Below are 753 nucleotides of genomic sequence, written 5' to 3'. Positions count from 1 at the left end.
CGCCGTCGAAGCGCGGCTAGCGGCGATCGCCGAACAAGGTGTGCCGAACTATTTTGGCAGCCAGCGCTTTGGTCGCGGCGGTAACAATCTGATTCAGGCGGCACGTTGGGCCAGAGACGAGATTCGCGTCAGCGAGCGCAGCAAACGCAGCTTCTATCTGTCGGCCAGTCGCAGCGCGCTGTTCAATCTTATCGTGAGCCAACGGTTGAGCCAGGGCTTGGCAACGCAGGTCTTGGCGGGCGACGCGCTGCAACTGGCCGGGCGCGGCAGTTGGTTTGTCGCCAATGAAGACGAAGTGACGGCACTGCAAACGCGCGTTGATCAGCGTGAGCTGTGCGTGACGGCCCCGCTGCCCGGCGACGGTGACCCTGGTACTCAGGGTGCCGCGTTGGCGTTTGAACAGGGTTGTCTGGCAGGGCAAGAGACGCTGCTTGGACTGCTGCGTCGTGAACGCGTGGACGTTGCGCGCCGTGCCGCGCTGCTGTATCCGCAGCAGATGTGCTGGTCCTGGCTGGATGATGGCTCGGTTACGCTGGATTTCTGGCTGCCGGCAGGCAGTTTTGCCACCAGCGTAGTGCGTGAGCTCATCACGCCGCTTGAGCAGATGGATATCGCTGATTGAGATGCTGTGTCTGATGCGTGTCTGAGGTAGTAGCGATGCAGCACCGATGCAGTAAGGATGCGAACTCACGGCAAGGTATTGCCGTTATAGAGTAAAGGCATGAAGACGTTAATCACGACTGAGGCTGACGG

General features: G+C 60.6%; 1 protein-coding gene. It reads left to right on the top strand.

Going from position 1 to position 753, the window contains the following annotated elements; all coding sequences use genetic code 11:
• On the top strand, positions 1-622 hold a 622-nt coding region (locus J5224_RS32350; protein WP_264629036.1), incomplete at its 5' end, for a tRNA pseudouridine(13) synthase TruD.
• Positions 623-753: the final 131 nt, after the last annotated feature.

The organism is Candidatus Symbiopectobacterium sp. NZEC135, assembly GCF_025962695.1.
The sequence above is the reverse complement of the archived record's forward strand: the minus strand, read 5'-3'. Positions and strand labels throughout refer to the sequence as shown.